Origin of the sequence: Mesorhizobium sp. M7A.F.Ca.CA.001.08.2.1, assembly GCF_003998455.1 — a bacterium.
GTDB classification, from domain to species: domain Bacteria; phylum Pseudomonadota; class Alphaproteobacteria; order Rhizobiales; family Rhizobiaceae; genus Mesorhizobium; species Mesorhizobium ciceri.
The window spans coordinates 1-6,130 of record NZ_RZPW01000359.1 but is presented as its reverse complement, the minus strand read 5'-3'; the positions used below and the strand labels follow the sequence as shown (position 1 = coordinate 6,130).

The 6,130-nt window shown below is 62.4% G+C and carries 5 protein-coding genes, 1 tRNA gene and 1 pseudogene; 4 read left to right on the top strand and 3 right to left on the bottom strand.

All coding sequences use genetic code 11. The features are described 5' to 3' along the window. Window positions 1–249, top strand: a 249-nt coding sequence (locus EN914_RS20560; protein WP_164778821.1) for a sensor histidine kinase KdpD, incomplete at its 5' end; no start/stop codon positions are given. Between the two features lie 323 nt (window positions 250–572). Then, window positions 573–649, top strand: a tRNA-Arg gene (locus EN914_RS20555). 371 nt (window positions 650–1,020) lie between these two features. On the opposite strand, the gene EN914_RS20550 is transcribed toward EN914_RS20555, so the two are convergent. The 3 genes and pseudogenes from EN914_RS20550 to EN914_RS20540 form a co-directional block, all read right to left on the bottom strand. After that, window positions 1,021–1,491: a cyclophilin-like fold protein gene (locus tag EN914_RS20550; protein WP_024502099.1), complete on the bottom strand. Its 471-nt coding sequence runs from the start codon at window positions 1,489–1,491 to the stop codon at window positions 1,021–1,023. Window positions 1,492–1,565: 74 nt separating this feature from the next. Continuing rightward, window positions 1,566–2,660, bottom strand: a complete 1,095-nt coding sequence (locus EN914_RS20545; protein ID WP_024502100.1) for an alpha/beta hydrolase — start codon at window positions 2,658–2,660, stop codon at window positions 1,566–1,568. After that, window positions 2,651–3,780 (bottom strand): annotated as a pseudogene (locus EN914_RS20540) (MFS transporter). The gene EN914_RS20545 and the pseudogene EN914_RS20540 overlap by 10 nt, the downstream one beginning before the upstream one ends. A gap of 262 nt (window positions 3,781–4,042) precedes the next feature. Here EN914_RS20540 and EN914_RS20535 point away from each other — a divergent pair. After that, a complete protein-coding gene (locus tag EN914_RS20535; protein ID WP_024502101.1) occupies window positions 4,043–4,936 on the top strand; it encodes a LysR family transcriptional regulator in 894 nt (297 codons plus the stop codon). A 276-nt stretch (window positions 4,937–5,212) separates the two neighbouring features. Further along, window positions 5,213–5,971, top strand: coding sequence for an SDR family NAD(P)-dependent oxidoreductase (locus EN914_RS20530; protein WP_024502102.1), 759 nt, complete (start codon window positions 5,213–5,215; stop codon window positions 5,969–5,971). The last annotated feature ends 159 nt before the right edge of the window (window positions 5,972–6,130 follow it).

The window sequence follows — 6,130 nt, the reverse complement described above, 5'->3', positions numbered from 1 at the left end:
GCCGTCAGCGACACCGGCCCCGGCCTGCCGCCCAAGGCGCGCGAAAACCTGTTCGCGGCCTTTCGCGGCTCGGCGCGCAGCGGCGGCACCGGCCTTGGCCTGGCGATCGCGCACGAACTGATCCGCGCGCATGGCGGCACGGTCGAGCTGGTCGAGAGCATTGGCGGGCGCACCACATTCGCCGTCACCATCCCCGACCAGCCGGTCCGGCTCGACCAGGCCCGCAACGGCCTGCGCCGCCCGGCGTGAGGTTCTTGACCGGTTTCCGCTTGGCAACACCTAGCTTTTCGGTCTCACCCCTTTCTTCCAGAAACATGTCGCCCGCGAAACGGCCTTTTGCCCTGAGAGTCCGGCATGCATGGAAAGCGCATCGTCTGAACCACCCAGACACGATGCGCTTTGGTTGTTTTGAGGCGCCGAGAAGCGAGCTGTCATTGCCGGATGACACGCCTGCGACAAAACTTTTACCGGATCGGCTTGCTTTTCGGAAATTCAGTCGCTAGGGAACACGTCTCGTCGCGACCGGTCGTTCACGATCGGATCGCGGGGTCATGGAAAGCATGGCCTGTTGCGCGCCCGTAGCTCAGCTGGATAGAGCACCAGACTACGAATCTGGGGGTCAGGAGTTCGAATCTCTTCGGGCGCGCCAAAACCATTCATCGTTTCCCTGCGACGATATAGCTGCCGAATTGGCGCCTACGCGACGAGCGGGGAATAGCCTGCGAGCGAAAAAGCGTAGAAACGGCGGCGTTAGGCAGTAAAGAGTTCGAAGCTCTTCAGATTGGCGGAGTTCTGACGCGGTCGGGGCGGAGCTCCAAGCGGTGATTGGCGATGTGGATGGTGCCGACGACGATCTGACAGCGATCTCCCGACAGGCGAGCATCATTTATTTGTATCAGATCATGGATCGAGGTCAGCAGGCGCTCATGCCACTTGGTCGGCGTGTGTCAGTCACTCGAAACCTGCTTCGGTTTTCCGGCATCCGCGGCATTGTCCCCATGCGCAGCGGCCTTCCCGGGTTCAGGAAAGCATTTCGACGCGCAGCGGATGTTCTCCGCGCGTCAGAAGGGGCGCCGGGCCCTGGTCCAGTCGCCCGAGCCGGATCAGGCCGCGCGACCAGCGGTAGGGACCATGAAACATCGCCAGATTGCCCCAGGGGGCGTAGTAGCAGAGATCGCCAGTCGCCTCGTTGCCGAAGCGACCGCTGCCTTCCTCGGTGAGCTTGCGCGGCAGGTAGGCGATCTTCTCGTTGGTCGAATAGTCGTCGATCGTCAGATCCAGCGGCAGGATCGAGACCAGATCGTGCGCGGAAGGATTGTCCTCCAGCGTCGCCGTGAAATCCTGATCCCCGAAGATGAATCTAAGGCGCATGGTGGCTCCTTTCCTATCCGTGGCTGCGTCGGTCTGAGAGCGCACCGAAGAGGGGAGCGCGAGGCTGGCAGCACCTGCCAGCAAGGTGCGGCGTGAAAGCCATACGGCGGCGCGTGTCATTTAAAGTCTCCCGGTCGGTGCGGCCATGTCCATCGTTCCTGCACACGGCCGCACCCTTCGACGATACGACCTGGTCAGGCAGCGAGATGCTGGTTGAAGAAGCTGGTCAGCTTGTCGAACGGGATCACGTCCACCTTGTCGTAAAGATCGGTGTGGCTGGCGCCTGGAATGATCATGAGTTCCTTCGGCTCCGCCGCTGCCGCGAAGGCGGTTTCGCTGAAGTAGCGCGAATGGGTCTTTTCGCCATGGATGAACAGGATCGGGCGCGGCGAGATTTCAGCGATGTAGGTCAGGATCGGCATATTCATGAACGACAGCGGCGTGGTCTGCGTCCAGGAATTGCCTGAGTTGACCGCGCGCGCATGGTAGCCGCGCGGCGTCCTGTAATAGTCATGGTAGTCGACCAGGAACTGCGCCTCGCCGCCGTGCAGGTCGTTGTAGGGTGGTTGATAGGCTGGCGCGCCGTTTTCCGCATCCGTCCAACGCTGCCGACCCAGTTGCTCCAATGTCTGTGCGCGCTGTTCGGGGGTCACGCTGTCGTTGTAGCCCTTCGACATAACACGGGTCATGTCGTACATGGTGCTCGCCACCACGGCCTTGACGCGCTTGTCTGCGGCGACGGCATTCAAAGCCATGCCGCCCCAGCCGCAGATGCCGATGACGCCGATGCGCTCACGGTCGACGGCGGCGTGCAGGCCGAGATAGTCGACGGCCGCGCTGAAATCCTCGGTGTTGATGTCCGGCGAAGCGAGATTGCGCGGCTCGCCGCCGCTTTCGCCGGTGTAGGACGGATCGAAAGCCAGTGCGACGAAGCCGCGCTCGGCCATCGTCTGCGCGTAAAGGCCAGAGGATTGTTCCTTAACAGCGCCGAACGGACCGCCGACGGCAAGCGCCGGCAGACGTCCGCCGGCCCGGTCCTTCGGCAGATAGAGATCACCCGACAGTGTGATGCCGTAGCGGTTCTTGAATGTGATCTTCTCGTGATCGATCTTATCGCTGAGCGGAAAGACCTTATCCCATTGCTTTGACATATTCTGAGCCTTTGCTTTGAAGGGGTTGGATATTGAAACTGCACCGAAGGCGGCGACGCCTGCGCCGGTCAACTTCAACAGTTCGCGCCGGTGGATGACGCTTGCCGAATTTTTCGTGTCAGGGGTATTCATGGGCATTTCCGATCTCCTGTTGGTATGAATTGGGATTGGGCAGTTCGTTGAACGAACGTCAGTGCGGGGCGTCCGGGCTTCAGCAACCGCCGGCCATTGCCGATCAGGGCGATTGCAAGGCCGGCGAGAACCACGCTGCCGGCGAAGGTCGCGAAGACCGTCATGCCATCCAGCAGCAGCCCGCCGACCACGGCACCGAGCAGGATCGACGCCTGGATGGCTGCGACCATCAGGCTTCCGGCGGCTTCCGGCGCATCGTCCGCGTTTTGGGACATCCACGTCATCCAGATCACAGACATTGCGGTGTTCGCCGCGCCCCAGAGAGCAAGGAAGAGGCCGGCGGCGGCTACCGAACCGCCGAGAAGCAGGAGCCCCAGCGTGCAGCCGCCCATCAGCAGCGCGGGCAACCGCAGCAGCGGTGCGACATTGCCGCTCACGAAACGCCCTGCCGCCCATGTTCCGAGGAAGCCCGCACAGCCCAGTACAAGCAACAGGATCGAGAGCGTCCCCACGTTGACGCCCGTCACCTGCTCCAGGAAGGGGCGCAGATAGGTGAACATGGTGAAGGCCGAGCCCCAGGATAACATCGAGGCAATAAGGCCGCGCAGGAAATGGGGGCGCTTCAGCAGGCCGAACATCGTCCGGAAATCCTGCCGCTGGCGCGCGGGCAACGACGGCAGCGCGATCAAGTGCCAGACGAGGTTGATGGCGACGATTGGCGTCAGCGCCCAGAACACCGCGCGCCAGCCGAACACGGCGCCGAGATAGCTGCCGATCGGCGCGGCGAAGGCCGCAGCGATCGCCTGTCCGCCATACATCAAGGCGAGCGCGCGCGGCACATCCCTTTCAGGACCAGCCGCATGATGACGGCGGTGGCCAGTGCCCAGAAGCCGCCGATGCAGATGCCCAACAGGCCTCGACCGAGCATCAGCACGGAGAAATTCGGGGCCGCCGCAACCAGAACCAGTGACAACAGCATGAAAGCCGTCATCGCGACCAGAACCCATTTGCGGTTCAGCGTTCCAGCGGCAGTGGTGATGACCATGCTCGCCGCTATGGCGAAAAGACCGCCGATCGAGATCGCCTGTCCGGTCTGTCCCTCAGTTGCGCGCAATCCTTCGGCCATGGGGGTGAGCAGGCTGACCGGCATGAATTCCGAGGCGATCAGCATTGCCACACACAGTGCCATCGAAAGAACCGCGCCCCAGGCGGCGTCCGGTTTGCTATCCGCATCGGTTGCGGCGGCAATCGCCATGTCGTTTGCTCCTGCTGAATTGTTGCAACGCAAAACTAGTGGCTTTGCCATAAAGCGATTAGCCATCGAAATTCGCATGAACTAATCGACCACATCGAATAATGTGCTGCGGCATGGCAAACGAGAGAAGCTCATGGCCAAAACCGACCTCAATCAACTGACGTGGTTTCAGGCCGTCGCCGAGGAGCGCAGCTTCACCAAGGCGGCGGCAAAGCTCGGCGTCGCGCAGTCGACGCTCAGTCACAGGATCAAGCAGCTCGAAGCGCAAATGGGCATACGCCTCCTGACCCGCACCACGCGCAATGTCGCGACGACCGCCGCAGGCGAGCGGCTGTTACAGACGATCGCCCCGCGCATCGGCGAAATCGAGGATGAGATCGCCGCGTTGATGGCGTTTCGTGAAAAACCCTCGGGCTCGATCAGGCTGACGCTGTCCGACCACGCGCTTGAAAGCGTGGTTTGGCCCAAGCTGAAGCCGATCCTCAGCGCCTATCCCGATATCGGTGTCGAACTGATCCTGGACAGCACGTTCCGCAACATCATCGAGGAGGGCTTCGACGCGGGCGTCCGGTTGGGAGAGAGCGTCGAGAAGGACATGATCGCGGTCCGAATTGGTCCGGACTGGCGTTTGGTGGCCGTGGCTTCTCCCGACTATTTCGCCGCGCGTGGTGTGCCTGAGCACCCACAGGACCTGATCCGCCACGTCTGCATCAATATGCGTCACGAGACCGCCGGCGGTCTTTATGCATGGGAGTTCGAGAAGGATGGGCAGGCGTTGCGCGTCCGGGTAAACGGCCAGCTGACCTTCAACAATTCCTACGCCATGATCGACGCAGCCGTGCACCGCTACGGCATCGCCTATGTGCCCGAGAACATCGTGGAGCAGCACATCGCCTCGGGCCTGCTGGTGCAGGTTCTCGATGATTGGTCGCCCTTCTTCGACGGTTATTTCCTCTATTATCCGAGCCGTCGTCAGAATCTTCCCGCGTTCAAGGTGATCGTCGACGCGCTACGACATCGGAATTGAGACAAGAGGATCTAACCCGCGCGATTGGCTCACGCTGAGTCCGTTTCGCCCCGCTCGCATAGCACCCACCTGCGGAAGACACGGTATTTTCCGGATCTAGGGCATCAAGATCGTCCTTCCCACGCCCGCTCTATCGCCACGCCTCGTTCGGCTCGTCTTCGCACGTCGAGAACGCAAAGCGGGGCGGGATGTTGCAGAGCAAATCTTCGCAGCGCCATCACCCCAATGTGCGTGGTAAGACCGCGACAGGCGCAACCAGCGGAGCCTGATTTGACCATGACCTCTACCCCCATCAAGCGCGCTTTGATCACCGGGGCCGGAGCGGCCGACGGCATCGGTTTCGCCATTGCCCGCCAGCTCGGCCGTGCCGGCCATGCCGTTTTTCTCACCGGTGCCAGTGGGCGTGTGCTCGATCGCGCCGTTGAGCTCCGTGCAGAAGGCATCGACGCTAAGGCCGTGGTCGCCGATCTCACCATAGCTGCCGATGTCGCGCGGCTGCGGGCCGATGTCGGCGCGGTCGGCATCCTGGTCAACAATGCCGGCATGGGCTCGCTGGCATCGCCATCGGTCGACAAGGCGTTTCTCGCCATGACCGAGGCCGACTGGGATCAGGGGATCGACGTCAGCCTGAAGACGGCATTCCTCGTCACCAAGGCGTTTCTGCCGGCGATGGTCGAAGCGGGCTATGGGCGTATCGTCAATGTGGCGTCGGTCACCGGACCGCTGGTGTCTTTCGAAGGCACATCAGCCTATTCCGCCGCCAAGGCCGGCATGGTCGGCCTGACGCGGACGCTGGCGCTCGAAGTGGCGAAAAGCGGCGTGACCGTCAATGCCGTGGCTCCCGGCTGGATCGAAACAGGGTCGTCGAGCGAGATGGAGCGGCAAGCCGCCCTGAATACGCCGCCGGCGCGGGCCGGGCGACCGGATGAGGTGGCCGCCGCGGTCGTGTTCCTGGCCTCGGAAGGCGCCAGCTATGTCAACGGCGCCCTGCTGGTGGTCGATGGCGGCAACAGCCTTCAGGAGCGCAAGGGCTGAAGCCGTTTAACGCGTCGGGTGCGAGAATTCAGCCTTTGCCCGAGCTTTTGCCTGCCCCGGGCGCTTCCGGCCTGAGATAGACGGCCAAGCAGCAGCAACAGATCGCCAAACCCGCGACTGGATATTTCAGGGCGACCAGCCCCGCCAGCGCGAATAGGC